The following is a 16,156-nucleotide window of genomic DNA, read 5'->3' as shown; positions in this document are numbered from 1 at the left end:
CTCGTCACGGCCGTGTCCCCGCCTCCGGGACGGCCGTCCCGGAGGCGCCGGTCCAGGAGACGGTGGCCTTCGCGGCGGGCGAGCGGCCGTACTCCGTGGAGACCGCCTCCACCTCGATCATCGTGCTCGTCTCGCCGCCGGCCCGGTCAAGCCCGGGCACGAAGTAGGCGTCGTTGGGGGTGGCGCCCAGGTACGTACGGCCGCCACCGGGATCGCGGCGGTAGACGTCGTAGTGGTGCACCGTGCCATGCGAGCCGGTCCAGGCCAGGCGGAGCGACTTACGGGTGTCCGACACGTCGGTGACGCCGAGCACGGTGAGCCCGGTGGGCGGGGACGGCCTGTCCACCACGCCGTCATACACGGCGAGCTGCCCGACGCGGATGTCGTAGGCCTTCTTCACGCCCGTCGTCCGCAGCCCGATCTGGGTGATGATCTTGCCGGCGTGGGCGGACAGGTCGAGCGTCCTGCGCTCCCAGCCGGTGCTCTTGGTGGCCCCCAGGTCGAAGGTGGTGAACCTGGTGGGCGCGTCGGTGAACGCGACGGCCACCCGCAGATGGGTGGCGCCCGCCGCAGGTGTCCTGACCACGGCCGACAGCTTCGTGTTCGCCGCCACCGGCAGGCGCGTCTGGTAGAGCCGTACGGTGTTGACGGCGTCGAGGCGGCCGGTGAGCCGCAGCGACGAGCCGCCCTCGTAGGCGTCGCCGAAGTCGATCGACGGGGTCAGCTCGGTGCCGCGGGAGCTGACGATCCACTGGTAGGTGGGCGGCACGTCCTGCACGGACAGGTTGTTCCAGCCGCCGTCGCGCACGCGGACCCCGCCGACGTTGTAGAAGTCGCCGTGCCCGAGGTTGAACCCTGTCACGAACGGTTTGCCGGTGATCGGCGTCGACTCGGCGACGTGGTGCGCCAGGCCCTTCCACGCCGACGAGGTCGACGTGTCGGACGGGTCCCCGTTGGCGCCCGCCCAGAAGCGGGAGTCCCTGGCCCGGAAGTCGGCGGGGCTCGACGAGGACCTCCACGTCCATTCGGGACGGTAGATGCCGAGGGAGGTGACGTGCGGCCGCCCGGCGGGGAACACCGCGTCCCACGGCACGCTCGTGTCGTAGCCATCGGCCTCGGTGTCGATGCCGGCGTACAGCTCGTGCTCGTCCCTGCCGAGCGACCTGGCCAGCGCGCGCGACGAGCCCAGCTTGCCGGCGTCCCACCCGAAGTCGAGGAACATCGAGTCGGACACGCGCTCGGGGTCGCCGAGGAAGGCGTCGTTGGCCGGGGTGAGCGCCTCCTGCCAGTCGACCGGGCCGCTCTCGGTCATGGCGTCGTACCACATGAACTCGACCGGGCCCTTGGCGCGGGCGTACTTGATGAGCGAGCGCAGCTCGGCGGCCAGCGCAGCGTCCCCGCCCTCCGTCTCCTGGTTGATGAACCAGCCGTCGAACCCGTAGTGCCGGGCCACCTGGACCAGCTTGTCGGCGACGGGATAGGACGAGCCGCGTTTCTGGACGAAGTCGCGCACCCACTGGAGTTGCCCGCCGAAGACCTCGGGCGGGAAGAAGACGGTTCCGTACACCTTCACGCCGTTGCGGTGCGCCGCGTCGATGACGGTGGGGTTCGGCGCCAGGATCAGTCCCTCGGCGGCCGAGCCGCCCCAGAAGACGAGCCTGTCGACGTACTGCCAGTGGCCGAAGGCGTAGTAGCTCGCGTCCAGCGAGCCCTGCGACGGGTTGGCCGAGGTGGGGGCGAACGACACGAGCGAGACGACGCGGCCCTCACCCGCGCGGGCGTGGGTGTTGGCCTTCAGCGCCGGGTCCTGGGCACGTGGCCGCAGCGGCACGCGGGAACGGTTGAACCGGGCGTCGGGGTCGGTGGCCGGGTCCCAGCCGAGGATCGTGTCCGGGTACCAGTAGGAGGCGTAGGGCTGGTCGCCCGTCGCCGCCAGTGCGGGCCGGGCAGGCGCGGTGAGCAGGGCCGCCACGACCGTGACCGCGCCGAGCGCCGGTAACAGCCTGCGTCGCATCTGAGCTCCTCTCATTGCCGGTCGAGCACGGTGTCGATCCCCCTGGCCGCGAGGTGGGCGGCGTCGCCAGCGCGGGCGGCGGTGACGACGGCCAGCGGCCCGTCGTGGCGCAGCCGCACCCACGCGCTGTGGAAGGCGCTGCCCGGCGCGATCTCCGCGCGGCGCTCGGGCTCGGCCCTGAGGTTCACGTCGCAGACGAGCGCCCGGCGGTGCCCGGCTCTCTCACGCCGCTCCTTGACGGCGGCGGCCAGTTCCCTGGCCGCCGGCTTGGGCTGGTGGTCCACGGTGAACAGGCCGAGGTCGTACTCGCGCTCGGGGAAGTCGGCGAGCGAGCGGTCGAGGTCGTGGGAGCACCACCAGGTGACGCCCCACAGCGCGGGGTTGGGAGTAACGGCGTCCAGCAAGCCGCGCACGAACGCGGGCGCGTCGGGCTCGGGCACGTCGGGCCTGGGCGCGCCGACCTCCTGGAGCCAGACCGGTCTGGCCGGGTCGGGAGAGGTGGCCGCAGCCAGCTCCACCAGGTAGTCGGCGTGGGAGACGGTGGCGGGGCCGAGCGGGCCGTCGACGGCGGACACGCCGTTGAACACCCACGAGTGCACGGTCGTCAGGTCGCCGAGGTCGACGTTGTCGGCCGGGTGGAAGGGGTGTTCCGGGTCGTACCAGGTGGCGTCGTACAGGGAGTGCAGGGCGAGCAGGCGCGGTGCGGCGGCGCGGGCCACGCCGAGCAGCTCGGCGGCCCAGCTCCTGGAGTCGCCGAACGTGGTCGGGTTGGCCGGGTAGAGGTTGTTGACCTCGTTGCCGAGGGTCACCGCGAAGACGTTGTCGCGGGTGGCGATCTCCCGGGTGAGCGTGTCCACGTACGCAACCAGCCCCGCGCGTACGTCGGGGTCGGTGAACAGGCCGCGCCGGTGCCAGGTGAGCACCCACGACGGCAGGAAGTCGAAGCTGGACAGGTGGCCCTGCAGCAGGTCCACCGCCACGGACAACCCGAACTCGGCGGCGGCGTCGATCACGGCGAGCAGGTCGTCGATCCCGCGCCGCCTGATGAGCGTGCGGTTGGGCTGGATCCACGGCCAGATCGGGAACACCCGGACGTGGTCGAGCCCGATCCCCGCGAGGTCCTCGAAGTCGCGGCGGGCAGCGTCGGCCGGTTGGTCGAGCCAGCCGTAGAACCAGCCGGACGAGGGCACGTAGTTCGCGCCGAAGCGGAGCGGGTCGGGGCTGTGGTGCGGCTGGGGCACGCGGGTCCTCCATGGGGTGAACCGTCCCCGCGAGGGTGCTCCCCCGGCGGAGGCGCATCCCTTCTGGGGGTTGAGCCGATCACCGAGACCCTAAACCGCTTTAGTCCCCTTGCCAAGGGCGGGCGGCGCGGTGCTCTGCCGGACGACCAGCCGGGGGGTGCCGGTCTTGAGGTCGCGCCTGGCCCCCGGGTCGGCGATGACCTCCAGCAGCACGTCGGCCACCTGGCCGCCGAGCGCGAAGGTGTCGCGCGAGAGCGAGGTGATGCTCGGGTGGGTGACCCGGGTCAGCACCGAGTCGTCGAAGGCCACGATCGACAGCTCGGCCGGCACGGCCACGCCCATCTCCCCCGCCACGCCGAGCCCGGCCAGCGCCATCACGTCGCTGTCGTAGACGACGGCCGTCGGGCGGGGGTCGCGCGACAACAACGTCCTGGTCGCCGCCGCGCCTTCGGCGTCGCTGAAGTCGGTCGGGAGCGAGACCGCGTCCGCCAGGCCGAGGCGCTTGACCGAGTCGCGCAGCGCGCGCATGCGCCGCCGGGTGTGGCGGAGCCCGGGCAGCCCCGCGACGTGGGCGACGCGGCGGTGCCCGAGCGCCGCCAGGTAGTCGACGACCGACACCATCGCCTCGCGGTCGTCGGCCCACACGCTGGCCAGCGCCCCGTGCCGGCCGGGGCCGCCGAGCACGACGGCGGGCACGCCCAACTCCTCCAGCGCGGCGAAACGGGGGTCGCGGATCTTGGGATCGACGAGGATGAACCCGTCCACGCGGTGCGCGGAGGTCCACTCCCTGTAGACCTCGATCTCGGCCTCGGAGTCCTCCACCACCAGCAGGTGCATCGCCACCTGCTGGCGCGACAACCTCGCCTGCAGGCCGGACAGGAGCTGGGCGAAGAACGGCTCGACGCCCAGCGTGCTGGCGGGCCTGGCGATCACCAGGCCCACCGCCTCGGCCCTGGCGCCGCCGAGCGCCCTGGCGGCGCTGTGCGGCCGCCAGTTCATCTCCCTGGCCACCTCGAGGATGCGGGCCCTGGTCGCCTCGCTGACGCCGGGACGCCCGTTCAGCGCGAACGACACCGCGCCCTTGGACACCCCGACCCGCTGCGCGATGTCGGCGATCGTCGGTCGGCCCACGCGGCCGCTCCTTTCCTCACGGTCCGGCCACACCCTATTGACAGCGGAGTCTAGCCCGGTGGATAGTCCCGCAACTAGAGCGGTTTAGTACCGCGCGCCGGCCACGAAGGAGAGCGCCATGCGAAGGTACTGGGCAGGACTGGCCGTGATGGCCGTCGCGATCGCGGGATGCGGGCTGGGCGGCGCGGAACCTGACCCGGCCGCGCCGGTCACGAACGTCACCGGCGAGGTGAAGGGCAAGGTCAGCCTGCAGACCTGGGCGCTCAAACCGAAGTTCACCGACTACGTGCAGGGCGTCATCGACGGCTTCGAGAAGGAGCATCCGGGCACCGAGGTGGAGTGGCTGGACCAGCCCGCCGAGGGCTACGCGGAGAAGGTGCTCACCCAGGCGGCCGGCGGCTCGCTGCCCGACGTCGTCAACCTGCCGCCCGACTTCGCGGCCCCGCTGGTCAGGCAGGGCGTGCTGCTGGACGTCGGCCCAGCCGATCAGCAGGCCGACCGAAAGCTGGCCGACGTCTACGTCCCCGGCGGCCTGGACGCCTACCGCTACCCCGGCTCCGAGGGCACGTACGGCTACCCGTGGTACCTCAACACCGACGTCAACTACTGGAACTCGGAGCTGCTCACCGAGAACGGCCTGGACCCGGAGAAGCCGCCGGCGAGCCTGGACGAGCTCATCGCCCAGGCCAGGACGCTGAAGGAGAAGTCGGGCGGCAAGGTCTATCTGATGAGCCGCAAGCCGGAGCTGGGCGACCTGGCCAACGCGGGCGTCCCCATGATGGCGCCCGACGGGACGCGGTTCACCTTCAACACCCCGGAGGCGGTCGCGCTGCTGGACAAGTACCGCGACGCGTACAAGGAGGGGCTCCTGCCGCGCGACGTGCTCACCGACACCTACGCCGGCAACGCCAAGCTGTTCACCGAGGGCACGGTCGCCTGGACGACCGCCGGCGGCAACTTCATCACGAGCCTGGCCACCGACAACCCGACGCTCGCGCCCAAGGTGGTGCCGTCGCCCGCGATGGGCACCCCGCCGCTGTACGTGCAGGGCCTGGCCATCTCCAAGCGCACGAAGAACGCCCCTGCCGCGCTCGCCCTGGCCCGCTGGGTGACCAACGCCGAGAACCAGGCCGCCTTCGCCCACCTGGTCAACATCTTCCCCAGCACGAAGGCCTCGGCGAACGACCCGTTCTTCAGCAAGAGCGACGGCACCCACTCGGGCGACGCCAAGGTGATCGCGTTCACCTCGCTGGCCCAGGCCAAGGTGCTCGAGCCGGTCCAGGTCACCGAGGCGATGAAGAAGTTCGTCCGGCAGCAGTTCGCGCTGGCGATCAGCGGTGAGGCCACCTCCAAGGAGGCGCTGGACGCCGCCGTGGCCAAGTGCGACGAGCTGCTCAAGAGCTGATGACCCACCACCGCTGGTTCACGCCGTGGCTGCTGGTGGCGCCCGCCGCGGTCTGGTTGTGCGTCTTCTCCGTCTTCCCGTCGATCAACACGCTGGTCCTGGCGTTCACCAACGCCAAGCCGCTCGGCGGCGGCCACTTCACCGGCCTGGCCAACTTCGGCCGCGCCCTGAACGACGACCAGCTCGCCGACGCGCTGGTCAACAGCATCGTCTACATGCTGGTGTGCCTGCCGCTGCTCACCCTGCTGCCGCTGCTGATCGCGATCCTGGTGGAGAAGAAGCTGCCAGGCATCATGTTCTTCCGCACCGCCTTCTACACCCCGGTGGTCGCCTCGGCCGTGGTGGTCGCGCTGATCTGGGGCTGGCTGCTGGACGACCGCGGGCTGGTGAACGGTTTCGCGCAGTGGCTGGGCGTGATCGCCGCGCCGGTGCCGTTCCTGACCGACCGGTGGCTGCTGCTGTTCAGTGCGATCAGCCTGACCATCTGGAAGGGGCTGGGCTACTACATGATCATCTATCTGTCGGCGCTCGGCAACGTCCGGCGCGAGCTGCACGAGGCCGCGTCCGTGGACGGCGCGGGCCCGGTGCGGCGCTTCCGGAGCGTCACGGTGCCCGGCGTGCGCAACACGATGTTGCTGATCTCCGTGCTGGTGTCGGTCTCGGCGCTGCGCGTGTTCTCCGAGCTGTACGTGTTGTCGAACGGCACCGGCGGCCCCGGTGGCAGGGACATGTCGCTCGTGATGCTCATCCAGCTCTACAGCCGCGGCTTCACCGGCCACCTCGGCTACGCCTCCGCGCTCAGCCTGGTGCTGCTGGTCATCACCATCGGGCCGATGCTCCTGCTGCTGCGGCTCAACAGGAAGGCGGCCTGACATCAACACCGTCTCCACCCGCGAGAAGGCGCTGCGTTACGTCCTGCTCCTGCTCGTGCTCGCCCTGACCGTCTCGCCGTTCCTGTGGCAGCTGTCCACCTCGCTCAAGAGCGTCCAGGAGGACATCTACACCCGGACGCCGAGCTTCCTGCCCCAGCAGCCGACGCTCGCCAACTACGCCGAGGTGGCCGAGACCATCCCCGTGTGGTCGTACGCGGCCAACTCGCTGGTCGTGGCCGCCATCGTGGTCGCGGGCAACGCCGTGGGCGCCACGATCGCCGGGTTCGCCCTGGCCAAGCTCCGCTTCAGGGGCGCCAAGCTGCTGCTGGGGCTGTTCCTGGCGACGCTGGTGCTCCCCGGCGAGGTGACGATCGTCTCGCAGTACGTCACCGTCCGCTCGCTCGGCCTGGCCGACACCCTGCTCGGGGTGGCGTTGCCGGGCGCGATCGGGATGCTTAACGTGCTGTTGATGCGTACAGCGTTTCAGGCGATCCCCCGGGAAATGGACGAAGCCGCGATCATCGACGGGGCGACGGCGTGGCAGCGGCTGCGCCACATCGGCCTGCCGAACGTGCGCGGCATGCTCAGCGTGGTCACGATCTTCGTGTTCATCGGGGCCTGGGACGACTTCCTGTGGCCGCTCATCGTCCTGACCGACCCCGCCAACTACACGCTCACGGTCGGCCTACAGTATTTGAACGGCACGTTCAGCGCCAACCCGCGACTGATCGCGGCAGGCACGATGATCTCCTTCCTGCCGATCGTGATCGTCTTCGCGGCACTCCAGCGCTTCTTCTTCAGGGGCGTGGAGGAAGGCGCCATCAAAGGCTGACAAACCCTTTTGCGTAAGGAGTCCCTGATGCACGACGACCGCAACCTGGTCGAAGCCCGCCTGAAGCGTGTGCTCAACGAGCGGATCCGCCCCGCCCTTTACCCTGAGTCGGTGCCGTTGGAGGTGGCCGTCTGGCATGCGCCGGACGAGCCCGTGCCGGTCACCGAGGGGCTGGCCGCGACGCCTGAGCCGATCGCGGTGGGCGATGCGTGGGGCGCGCCGTGGGGCACGAGCTGGTTCACCGTCACCGGCACGGTGCCGGAGCGGTGGGCGGGCCGGACCGTCGAAGCCCTGCTCGACCTGGGCTTCGACGAGGACATGCCCGGTTTCCAGTGCGAGGGCCTGGTCTACCTCCCCGACGGCACCCCGGTGAAGGGGCTCAACCCGCGCAACCAGTGGGTCCGCGTCGGCGCCCCCGCCGAGGGCGGAGAGCGGGTGCGCCTGCACGTCGAGGCCGCCTCCAACCCCGTCATCCTCGGCCACCACCCGTTCCAGCCGACCCGGCTCGGCGACAAGGAGACGGCCGGGAGCGACCCCCTCTACCGGGTGACCCGCATGGACCTGGCCGTCTTCGACGAGACCGTGTGGCAGCTCGTGATGGACCTGGAGGTGCTCGGCGAGCTGATGCACGAGCTGCCGGTCGACGGCGGCCGCCGCTGGGAGCTGCTGCGGGCACTGAACCGGGCGCTGGACGCCGTGGACCTCCAGGACGTCAACGGCACGGCCGCCGCCGCCAGGGCCGAGCTGACCGGCGTGCTGTCGGCCCCCGCCGTGCCGTCGGCGCACCGCATCAGCGCCGTCGGCCACGCGCACATCGACTCGGCCTGGCTGTGGCCGCTGCGCGAGACCGTGCGCAAGGTGGCCCGCACCGCGTCCAACATGACGGCGCTGCTGGAGGACGAGCCGGACTTCGTGTTCGCGATGTCGCAGGCGCAGCAGTGGGCGTGGATCAAGGAGCACCGGCCCGAGGTCTGGGCGAAGGTGACCAAGGCGGTGGCCTCCGGCCGGTTCGTCCCGGCGGGCGGCATGTGGGTGGAGTCCGACACGAACATGCCCGGCTCGGAGGCGATGGCCCGGCAGTTCGTGCACGGCAAACGGTTCTTCATCGACGAGTTCGGCGTCGACAACGAGGAGGTGTGGCTGCCCGACACCTTCGGCTTCGCGGCCGGGCTGCCGCAGATCATCAAGGCGGCCGGGTCGAAGCGGCTGCTCACGCAGAAGATCTCGTGGAGCCAGACGAACACCTTCCCGCACCACACGTTCCTGTGGGAGGGCCTTGACGGCACCAGGATCTTCACGCACTTCCCGCCCGTCGACACCTACAACTGCTCGATGACGGGCGGCGAGCTGGCCCACGCGGCCCGCAACTTCAAGGACAAGGGCGTCGCCCGGCACTCGCTCGCGCCGACCGGCTGGGGCGACGGGGGCGGCGGCACGACGCGCGAGATGGTCGCCAAGGCCGCCAGGGTCCGCGACCTGGAGGGCTCGCCCGCCGTTGCGTGGGAGACGCCGGCCGACTTCTTCGCCAAGGCCGAGGCGGAATATCCGAACCCGCCGGTCTGGGCCGGCGAGCTCTACCTGGAGCTGCACCGGGCGACCCTGACCAGCCAGGCCAAGACGAAGCAGGGCAACCGCCGCAGCGAGCACCTGCTGCGAGAGGCCGAGCTCTGGGCGGCGACCGCGGCCGTGCGCGCCGGGGCGCCCTACCCGTACGCGCAGCTCGACCGGATCTGGAAGACGGTGCTGCTGCACCAGTTCCACGACATCCTGCCCGGCTCGTCGATCGCGTGGGTGCACCGGGAGGCGCGCAGGACGTACGAGCTGGTGGCGGAGGAGCTGAACGCCGTCATCGACACCGCGCAGCGCGCGCTGGCCGGCGACGCCTCCGGCGGCACGCTCGTCTTCAACGGCGCCCCGCACGCCCGCCGCGGCGTCCCCGCCGGCGGCGCGGCACGGCCCGAACCCGGCGTGCGGACCTCCGTGCGCGACCGCGACGGCGGCGGCCACGTCCTGGACAACGGCCTGCTGAGGGTGGAGGTCGACGCCCGCGGCCTGATCGTGTCGATCTACGACGTGGCCGCGGATCGGGAGACGGTCGCGCCCGGTCAGGTGGCCGGGCTGCTGCAGCTGCACCCCGACTTCCCCAACAAGTGGGACGCCTGGGACGTCGACGAGTTCTACCGCAACACGGGCACCGACCTGACCGAGGCCGACGACGTGAGCCTGGTGGACGGCTCGGTCCGCGTCCGCCGCTCCTTCGGCTCGTCGAGCGTGACGCAGGTGTTCACGCTGACCGGCCGGCGGCTCGACGTCGACACCGAGGTCGACTGGCACGAGACGGAGAAGTTCCTGAAGCTGGCGTTCCCGCTGGACGTGCACGCCGACCGGTACGCCTCCGAGAGCCAGTACGGCCACGTCTTCCGTGCCACGCACACCAACACGAGCTGGGAGGCGGCCAAGTTCGAGGCCTGCAACCACCGCTTCGTGCACGTGGAGGAGCCGGGCTGGGGCGTCGCGCTGGTCAGCGACTCGACCTACGGCCACGACGTCACCCGCACCGCCGGTGGCGCGGGCACGACCACGACCGTACGGGTCTCGCTGCTGCGCGCCCCCCGTTTCCCCGACCCGGAGACCGACCAGGGCGTGCACCGCTTTCGCCACGCGCTCGTGCCGGGCGCCGCGATCGGCGACGCGGTCCGCGAGGGTTATGTCGTCAACCTGCCCGAGCGCCGCGTGCCCGGCGACGCGGAGGTCGCGCCGCTGGTGTCGGTGGACGACGACGCGGTGGTGGTGACCGCCGTCAAGCTGGCCGACGACGAGAGCGGTGACGTGATCGTGCGTTTCCACGAGTCGAGGGGCGGCCGGGCGCGGGCCACGTTGACGCCGGGCTTCCCCGTGGCCGAGGTGGTCGCCACGGACCTGCTGGAGCGTCCCACGGCCGAGCCGCGCCGCCACGACGGCCCGGTGCTGCTGGCGCTGCGCCCGTTCGAGCTGGTGACCTTGCGCTTGAAGCGCGCATGATCGGGCCAGGGCCGCCCGGCGAGGGCCGGGCGGCCCGCTCAGCCGCTGAGCAGCGCCCCCAGGCGGGGCGCGTACGTGGCGTGGAAGACCAGCGAGGCCGCGCCGATCGCGGCGGCGTCCGCCGCGATCGGCGAGGTCTCCACCTGGACCGCGTGCAGCCGCCTGGCGAGCGACCTGGTCGACACGGCCGCCGCGATCACGTCGCGGTAGAGCCCGCCCACCTCCCTGAGCGCTGGCCCGCCGAGCACGAGCAGGTCGATGTCGAGCATGTTCACGACGCTGACGGCGGCGTCGGCCAGCCGCCCGGCCACGCGTTAGATCACGGCGCGGGCCTCGGTCTCGCCGCGCGCGGCCGCCGCGCAGATGGCGGCGTGGTCGGCCCCGTTGCCCAGCGCCGCCTCGATGGCGCTCGGGCAGCAGACGGCCTCCACACATCCCCGGTTGCCGCAGTAGCACTCGGGGCCGTCCGGTTCGACCGTGATGTGCCCGAACTCGGCGGCGTTCAGCGACCGCCCGCGATACACCTGGTTGTCGAGGAAGATCCCGCCCCCGATGCCCGTCCCCAGGTAGAGGTAGGCGAAGCTCGGCGTGGCCCGCGCGGTCCCGGCCCACCGCTCCCCGATCGCCGCGGCCGTCGCGTCGTTGTCCACGGTGACGGGAAAGCGGGTGTGCTCCTCCAGCAGGCTCTTGATCGGCACCTGGTCCCAGCCGGGCAAGCGCGGCGGCGACACCATCACGCCGTCGCCGTCCAGCGGGCCGGGGCAGGCCAGGCCCACTCCCAGCACCTTGCCGTCGGCGACCCCCGCCTCCCTCAGGATGCGCCGCGCGGCCCTGGCCATCTGCCGCACCACGGCATCCGGCCTGTGCCCCGGCCGCACCGGCAGGCGCAGCCGGGCGACCGGCCGCCCGGCCAGGTCGGCGAGCACGCAGGAGATCTCCCCAGGATCGAAGTGCACGCCGATGGCGTAGCCGGCGCCCGGGTCGATCCGCAGGATCGTGCGCGGCTTGCCCCCGTTGGACGGGGCGGAGCCGTCCTCGATGACCAGCCCCTCCTCCAGCAACCGGCGGACGATCACCGACACGGTCTGCGCGGTCAACCTGGTGCGGGCCGCGATCTGGACGCGGCTGATCCCGTCGGAGGCCTGGATCGCCTCCAATACCACGGCGCGGTTGTAGCTCCCCACCTTGGGCAGGTTCGTGCCCAGCTGCATGTCGCCAATATCACACAAACTGTTGACTTTGTAAATCAAATAGATTTAGCTTCTCGGCAACCCCAAGGAAACTTCCCTGGCAACCCAAGAACCACCGGGAGCCCGTGATGAGACGTACGCTGGCCGGTTCCCTCCTGCTGCTGACAGCCGTGGCCGGCTGTGGCGCCGACACCGAGCAGAACGCCTCCGGCAGCAAGGAACTCGAGGTCCTCTACAAGGTCGAGCCGACGTGGCCGCATCTGGAGAAGATGCTCACGGACGCCAAGAAGCAGTACGAAGCCGCTCACTCCGGCGTCACCATCAAACTCACACCCGTCCAGGGCAACAACGAGGCCTACTACACCAAGCTGGCCCTGCTCAACCGGTCTCCTGACTCGGCTCCCGACGTCTATCTGCACGACACGTTCCAGGTGAACGCCGACGTCGCGGCGGGCAAGCTGGCCCCTCTGGACGACTACCTGGCCAAGTGGCCCGACTGGAGCGAGCAGTTTCCCGACTCGGTCAAGCAGGCCGCCAAGGGCGGCGACGGCAAGATCTACGGTGTCCCGATCAGCACCGACACGCGCGGCCTCTGGTACCAGAAGGACGTCTTCGCCAAGGCCGGCCTCCCCGTCCCGTGGGAGCCGAAGACCTGGAACGACGTCCTGACGGCCGCTCGCACCATCAAGACGAAGCTGCCCGACGTGATCCCGTTCACCATGTACTCGACGAAGATCCACGGTGAGGCGTCGACCATGCAGGGCTTCGAGATGCTCCTGTACGGCACGCCCGGCGGCACCCTCTACGACGAGGCGCAGAAGAAGTGGGTGGCCGGCGGCAAGCAGTTCACCGACGCGCTGACGTTCGTCAACACCATCTACCGCGAGGAGCTCGGGCCCAAGCAGGCCGACGCGCACAACGCCAAGCTCGCCGACAAGGCCAACTACGAGTGGTTCCCCAACGCCAAGCTGGGCATCGCGCTCGACGGCGCGTGGACGGCCGCGGCGTGGAAGCCGACCAGCACCAAGCCGTGGGCGGAGTGGAAGGACAAGATCGGCTGGACGGCCATGCCGACGCAGAACGGCGAGGAGCCGGGCGCGGTCAGCATGTCGGGCGGCTGGGTGATGGCGATGAGCTCCTACGCCAGGAACAAGCAGGAGGCGTGGGACTTCATCGCGGTGGCCACCAACAAGGAGAACTCGCTGACGTACGCGCTGGGCTCGGGCGACCTGACCCCCCGCAAGGACGTCGCCGCCGATCCGAAGTACACCGCCGACAACCCGAGCGTGAAGTTCTTCACCGACCTGGCCTCGGTGACCCACTACCGGCCGGCTTTCGAGGCGTACCCGAAGGTGTCGGCCCAGATCCAGGAGGCCCTGGAGGCCGTCACGACGGGCTCCCAGACTCCTGAGGAGGCCACCGCCACCTACGCGAAGGCGCTGCCCACCGCCGTGGGCGGCCCCGACAAGGTGCTGGCCAAATGACGGTCGCCACAGCGCCGGCCCCGCCCGTGACGAGCACGCCCCCCAGCGGCTCGTCGCGGCGCGGTGTGCTGCGCTGGCTGCTCCCCCTGGGGCCGGCCATCGTCCTGCTGGCGCTCTTCCTCGCCGGCCCCATCCTGTGGAGCGTCTACGTCGCCTTCACCAACGAGACGCTCACCGGCTCGGCCTCGGTCAACTCCCAGTTCGTGGGCGTGGCCAACTTCACCAGGCTCTTCAACGACCCGAACTTCATCAACTCCTTCGTCCTCACGTTCGTCTTCGTGATCGGGTCGGCCGTCATCGGCCAGAACACCCTGGGCCTGCTCATCGCCCTCCTCCAGCGCGGGCGCGGCAGGGTGACGCGCAGCGTCGTCAACGGGGTCGTCATCGCCGCCTGGGTGGTGCCCGAGGTGGTGGCGGCGGCCTGCTGGTTCTCGTTCCTGGCCGAGGAGGGCACGCTCAACTCGGTGCTCGGCATCTCCCAGGAGTGGCTCTACACGGCCCCGATGCTGGCGGTGATCCTGGCCAACGTCTGGCGCGGCACCGCGTTCTCCATGCTGGTGTACTCGGCCGCCCTCTCCGAGGTGCCGAAGGACCTGGTGGAGGCCGCCGCCGTGGACGGAGCGGGCCCGGGCCGCCGCCTGCTGCACATCACCCTGCCCCTGATCCGCAGATCCATCATGGCCAATCTCATGCTGATCACCCTGCAGACCCTGGCGAGCTTCGGCCTCATCTACGCCCTCACCGGCGGCGGGCCGGGCACGGCCAGCCAGACCACGCCGCTCTACATGTACGAGCAGGCGTTCCGCTACTTCGAGATCGGCTACGGCTCCGCGATCGCCCTCGTCATGCTGGTGATCGGCGCCCTGTTCTCGCTGATCTACCTGCGCCTGATCAAAGTGGAGGACGCGTGACCAGGCTCGCGGCCCGCGGGGCGGCAGGGTTGTCGCTCCTGATCATCTGCCTGGCCTTCCTCGGCCCGTTCCTGTGGGTGGTGATCTCCTCGGTCCAGCCGGAGGCGACACTCGCCGCGCAGCCGACCCTGAACTTCTCGCTGGACAACTTCACGGCGGTGCTGACGTGGGAGACGCTGATCCTCCCACTGATCAACTCCATCGTGATCTCGGGGTCCACGGCCGTCCTGACGGTGTTCGTGGCGGGTCTGGCGGCCTACCCGCTCTCCCGCTACCAGCTCCGCTATCGCCGGCACTTCATGCTGACGCTGCTGTTCACCACCGGCCTGCCGATGACGGCGGTCCTGGTGCCGGTCTACGCGATGTTCTTCCGCTTCAACCTGTACGGCTCCGTGCCGGCGATGGTGTTGTTCCTGACGGCCAGCTCGCTGCCGTTCTCGATCTGGATGATGAAGAACTTCATGGACGGGGTGCCGGTGAGCCTGGAGGAGGCGGCATGGGTGGACGGCGCCGGCTGGGTGCGGTCGCTGACGGCCGTGGTGGGCCCGCTGATGGCGCCGGGCATCGCGGTGGTGGCGATCTTCGTGTTCGTCGGGCAATGGGGCAACTTCTTCGCCCCGTTCGTGTTGCTGGACACGCCGGAGAAGCAGCCGGCCGCGGTAACCATCTACACCTTCTTCTCCCAGTACGGGCAGGTCGCCTACGGCCAGCTGGCCGCGTTCTCCATCCTCTACACGGCCCCGGCGGTGATCCTCTACGTGGCGGTGAACAAGTATCTGGCCGGCTCGTTCAGCTTCGCAGGCTCGGTGAAGGGCTGAGGTGTGCCGCGCCTGGCCGTCGCCGGGCGCACGATCCGGCCCGTGGGGGCCCGTCGCCTCTTGCCGAAAGCCTGACCGAACGTTAGACATGGGTGTCACCATTCGGCAGAGAACGGAGCCCCCATGCCCGCGCAGGCCAGTTCGTGTCCGAGCCCCCGTCTCCCGCGAGCCCTCGGGGCCGTGGCGGCCACGGCGGCCGGGATGCTCGCCCTCACCGCGACGCTCTCCCCCGCGGCCGCGCTGGCCGCGCCGCCCTCCCCCTCGTCGGTGCTGGTCTGCCTGCCGGACGCTCCTGCCTGCCAGGAGGTCCGCGGAGCGCCCGGCGACTTCCGATTCTGGTTCAGGATCAACAACGCCCCGGCGCCGATAGGCCTGACCTTTACCGTCAACGGCACTCCCGCCTCCGGCTCCGTCACCACGCAGGTCGTCGGCGAGGCGATCGAAGGAGAGTTCCGGCCCTTGACGCCGCTCGTCAGCGGAGACGAGGCGTGCTTCAGCTACGCCGGCGGCAGCGGCGAACACTGCGCCGTCGCCCCCTGACCGGCGAGGGCCGCGCCGGCGGACCGGAAGGAAGTTCTGACTGAACAGAACTAGTTGAAAGGCGTACTGTTGTCGCATGGCTTCGACCCCGGAAACGGTGCACTGGCGCGGCGTGCACCACCTCGCCCTGGTGACCGCGGACATGGACGCCACCGTGCGGTTCTGGCACGGCGTGCTCGATGCCCGCCTGGTCGCCACCCTCGCCGTCCCCGCGTTCAGGCACTACTTCTTCGAGGTGGCGCAGGGCAACACCATCGCCTTCTTCGAATACACCGACCAGCCCATCGACAGCTTCGCCAAACCCGCCGGCGTGCCGTACGCCAGGGCGGCGCAGTTCGACCACCTGTCCCTGCACCTGCCGGACGAGGACGCGCTCAACCGGCTGCGCGACCGGCTCAAGGCGCATGGCTGCGAGGTCACCGACGTCATCGACCACGGTTTCCTGCGCTCGATCTACTTCAGCGACCCCAACGGGATCGCCCTTGAGGCCTCCTGGTGGACGCTCGACCCGACCGGCCGCCCCGCCGACCACGCCGACGAGCGGCTGTTCGCCGACCCCGACCCCGTGCCCGCCGTCCGCGAGCTGCGTGACGACGGCCGCCTCCACCACACCGCCGCGACGAAGCTCGTCGACGGCATCATCGAGGACCTCCGGCGCGAAGGCGTCACCCTGGAGCCCTGACCGCCCCGCACTCCG

The 16,156-nt window shown here is 70.6% G+C and carries 12 protein-coding genes and 1 pseudogene; 9 read left to right on the top strand and 4 right to left on the bottom strand.

Annotation, left to right across the window (positions count from 1 at the left end; all coding sequences use genetic code 11):
• Window positions 1-4: 4 nt before the first annotated feature.
• The 3 genes from E1294_RS01070 to E1294_RS01060 form a co-directional block, all read right to left on the bottom strand.
• The gene (locus E1294_RS01070) at window positions 5-2,014 is read right to left on the bottom strand and encodes an endo-beta-N-acetylglucosaminidase (RefSeq protein WP_132503714.1); all 2,010 of its coding nucleotides are present in this window, start codon (window positions 2,012-2,014) and stop codon (window positions 5-7) included.
• Window positions 2,015-2,025: 11 nt separating this feature from the next.
• Entirely contained in the window at window positions 2,026-3,255 is a 1,230-nt protein-coding gene (locus E1294_RS01065) for a glycoside hydrolase 5 family protein (protein ID WP_132503713.1), read from the bottom strand.
• A 90-nt stretch (window positions 3,256-3,345) separates the two neighbouring features.
• Window positions 3,346-4,386: a LacI family DNA-binding transcriptional regulator gene (locus E1294_RS01060; RefSeq protein WP_132503712.1), complete on the bottom strand. Its 1,041-nt coding sequence runs from the start codon at window positions 4,384-4,386 to the stop codon at window positions 3,346-3,348.
• Window positions 4,387-4,504: 118 nt separating this feature from the next.
• Between E1294_RS01060 and E1294_RS01055 the strand changes: the two genes are divergently transcribed.
• Genes E1294_RS01055 through E1294_RS01040 form a run of 4 tightly spaced genes read left to right on the top strand, consistent with a single transcriptional unit; the run spans window position 4,505 to window position 10,516 of the window.
• A complete protein-coding gene (locus tag E1294_RS01055; RefSeq protein ID WP_132503711.1) occupies window positions 4,505-5,791 on the top strand; it encodes an ABC transporter substrate-binding protein in 1,287 nt (428 codons plus the stop codon).
• Complete coding sequence (locus E1294_RS01050; protein WP_132503710.1) at window positions 5,791-6,663, top strand: carbohydrate ABC transporter permease; 873 nt, start codon at window positions 5,791-5,793, stop codon at window positions 6,661-6,663. The genes E1294_RS01055 and E1294_RS01050 overlap by 1 nt, the downstream gene beginning before the upstream one ends.
• Before the next feature lie 55 nt (window positions 6,664-6,718).
• Window positions 6,719-7,495, top strand: a complete 777-nt coding sequence (locus E1294_RS01045) for a carbohydrate ABC transporter permease (protein WP_246082744.1) — start codon at window positions 6,719-6,721, stop codon at window positions 7,493-7,495.
• A 27-nt stretch (window positions 7,496-7,522) separates the two neighbouring features.
• A complete protein-coding gene (locus E1294_RS01040) occupies window positions 7,523-10,516 on the top strand; it encodes an alpha-mannosidase (protein WP_132503708.1) in 2,994 nt (997 codons plus the stop codon).
• Window positions 10,517-10,554: 38 nt separating this feature from the next.
• Here the strand turns inward: E1294_RS01040 and E1294_RS01035 are convergent.
• A pseudogene (locus tag E1294_RS01035) lies at window positions 10,555-11,727 on the bottom strand (ROK family transcriptional regulator).
• Window positions 11,728-11,834: 107 nt separating this feature from the next.
• Here E1294_RS01035 and E1294_RS01030 point away from each other — a divergent pair.
• The 5 genes from E1294_RS01030 (at window position 11,835) to E1294_RS01010 (ending at window position 16,141) form a co-directional block, all read left to right on the top strand.
• Window positions 11,835-13,190 carry an extracellular solute-binding protein gene (locus E1294_RS01030; RefSeq protein ID WP_132503707.1) on the top strand — a complete coding sequence of 452 codons (1,356 nt, stop codon included), beginning with the start codon at window positions 11,835-11,837 and terminating at the stop codon, window positions 13,188-13,190.
• Entirely contained in the window at window positions 13,187-14,101 is a 915-nt protein-coding gene (locus E1294_RS01025; protein WP_132503706.1) for a carbohydrate ABC transporter permease, read from the top strand. Before E1294_RS01030 ends, E1294_RS01025 begins: the two co-directional genes overlap by 4 nt.
• Window positions 14,098-14,919: a carbohydrate ABC transporter permease gene (locus E1294_RS01020; RefSeq protein ID WP_132503705.1), complete on the top strand. Its 822-nt coding sequence runs from the start codon at window positions 14,098-14,100 to the stop codon at window positions 14,917-14,919. The genes E1294_RS01025 and E1294_RS01020 overlap by 4 nt, the downstream gene beginning before the upstream one ends.
• Window positions 14,920-15,099: 180 nt before the next feature.
• The gene (locus tag E1294_RS01015; RefSeq protein ID WP_132503704.1) at window positions 15,100-15,459 is read left to right on the top strand and encodes a hypothetical protein; all 360 of its coding nucleotides are present in this window, start codon (window positions 15,100-15,102) and stop codon (window positions 15,457-15,459) included.
• 76 nt (window positions 15,460-15,535) lie between these two features.
• On the top strand, window positions 15,536-16,141 hold the full coding sequence (locus E1294_RS01010) for a VOC family protein (RefSeq protein ID WP_132503703.1): 606 nt from the start codon (window positions 15,536-15,538) through the stop codon (window positions 16,139-16,141).
• Window positions 16,142-16,156 lie beyond the last annotated feature (15 nt).

The organism is Nonomuraea diastatica, from assembly GCF_004349015.1.
GTDB lineage: Bacteria > Actinomycetota > Actinomycetes > Streptosporangiales > Streptosporangiaceae > Nonomuraea > Nonomuraea diastatica.
Note: the sequence above shows the minus strand (reverse complement) of the source record. Positions and strands in the feature narration are given on the sequence as shown.